This is a genomic window from Xenorhabdus sp. TS4, from assembly GCF_014467265.1.
In the GTDB taxonomy this organism is placed as follows: domain Bacteria; phylum Pseudomonadota; class Gammaproteobacteria; order Enterobacterales; family Enterobacteriaceae; genus Xenorhabdus; species Xenorhabdus ehlersii.
This window is the reverse complement of sequence record NZ_NKHQ01000090.1, coordinates 1-1,917: the sequence shown is the minus strand read 5'-3', so window position 1 is coordinate 1,917 and position 1,917 is coordinate 1. Positions and strand designations below refer to the sequence as shown.

Sequence of the window (1,917 nt, the reverse complement as noted above, 5' to 3'; positions counted from 1 at the left end):
TATGGAGGGCTGTCTGGTGCTCATTCCTGACAATGACGAGACTAACAGCCTCAAACAGCAATACCAGCGCCAGCGAGAGCAAATCAGCGAAATTAAGCTCAAAATGCGGGAGCTGATAGGTGACTACAACAACAACTAAGGGCAGGGACTGAGCAGCTCTTAAAAAAGAAAAAAGCCGGAAGATCCCCGTGATCTTCCGGCTACGTAATTTTAAAAATTAACTGATATCAAATATTATTTTTAATTAATGCAATGCCTTCAGGATGTTCTGGATGGCAACTTTTTTCTAGTAGAAAAAAAGCTTCATCGATGTCATTGACTTTATAGGTTTTATCAAATTGATCATAATCTATTAAAGTCAACACAACCCAGTTGTTTATCTTGCTCAGGAACTCCTTGAAAAAAAAGTATAATTCGTTGTTTTTTATTGGTTTATTTTTATAGATTAATTCTTGCAATTGGTTTATTAAATCCCCTTTCAAAGTATAAGAATTATAATTTCCCAATGTGACTTCATGCCCTATTAAGTTACTATAACTAGCTGTATCTTTATATTCTTCGAATATGACAAAATCATTCCATTGGTACTTTTTGGGATCTTGTGAATATTTTTCACCTGCCCATTCAGCAAAAATTTCTTTTAAGTCAAATGATTCAAGGTCTATGTTTTTGGGTAGAAAAAGCTCAAATAATATATCCATAATTGTTCCTTTCTATTTGCTTCCATTTGAATCAAAAGGAAGCCTATCAGCTCTTTTCCATCCATATTGCCCTTCATAATGGAATGGATGTTGGTGTGGGTTTGTATGATCTGGACGACCATGACTTGTCCAGTGAACTTCACTTAAAGGAACGGGTTGCCCTTTTGCGTGAGGCCATGTTGCATCAGGGAAAGTAGCTGATTGCCTATAAACTTCTCCCGTTTTACCACTGACTTTTCCACCCAGTACAGTATGTGCCCTGCCATCTGCCGCAGGATGAGGTAAAGGAATATCTTGGCTATTAACTATTTGTTTATCCAATGGTATTGGTTTGCCACTCGCATCACGGGGAATATATACACTATCTGTTGGTGTATTATTTTTTGTACCTACACCTGCATCCCCTTTGTTACCAACCCCGCCTGCCAGCCCATACGGATCTACCCACTTCGATGGATTATGCACGTATGAATAAGGGTTAAACCCACCCAGCAGCCCGATGGGGTCTTAGGGCAGGTTCCGGTGCGGTTATACAGTTTTAAGCGATTTTTTCCTTATTTATCACCTTGTTAAAGAACCCCTTTTACCCGTTCCGCCCATTCCCGCGAACCTAAAAGGCCGAAGTGCACTTTTGGCCTGTTTTTACGCTTGCTCCGATGTGCAGTATAGCGCCCTTTTTTCCCCTGTGATGGGCTGAACAGCCTGATTTTGTGCGATTTTTCACGGCAACGGGCGAACGTCGCCCAACTGGCTTGGGCGGCGGGCGGCCGTTCTGCGGGTGCGGGCGGCACAGAGCCTGCAAGCGGCGCTCTGCGACGCTCTGGGTCACCGGCGTTTCTGATTGGACTCGGTTTTGCATGATCGCGTTATTCAGGGGAAGCCCCCTGCGGGGGCTGCACGGGGCGGAGATGGCGAGCACGGCAACGAGCAAGGAGCGCAGCGACTGCGAGCCGCGCGCAGACAATGCAGCGGGGTCGGGGCGGGGGAGGTAAACCAGCGGAGGCCGCAGGCCGACCTGCCTACAGGGGTCTTTGCCTGAGCCACTCAAGGCCGCTAAAGAAGACGCTGTTTTTGCCGGAACGGGGCACGCGGCTTAAGATTGGCACTGGGTTTGCCAAGAGGGTGCGCCGATGCTGACAGCAGAAGGCGTCAGCCTTGTGCGGTGCACCCCGCGATGCTGATAGCGGGGGCGCCAGACATAATGCAGATTGTGCGA

2 protein-coding genes are annotated in these 1,917 nt (G+C 46.7%); both read right to left on the bottom strand.

From position 1 onward, the window contains the following. Positions 1-227: 227 nt before the first annotated feature. Positions 228-701: a hypothetical protein gene (locus tag Xets_RS18840; protein ID WP_187652319.1), complete on the bottom strand. Its 474-nt coding sequence runs from the start codon at positions 699-701 to the stop codon at positions 228-230. A 12-nt stretch (positions 702-713) separates the two neighbouring features. Beyond that, complete coding sequence (locus Xets_RS18835) at positions 714-1,166, bottom strand: hypothetical protein (RefSeq protein WP_187652318.1); 453 nt, start codon at positions 1,164-1,166, stop codon at positions 714-716. Positions 1,167-1,917 lie beyond the last annotated feature (751 nt).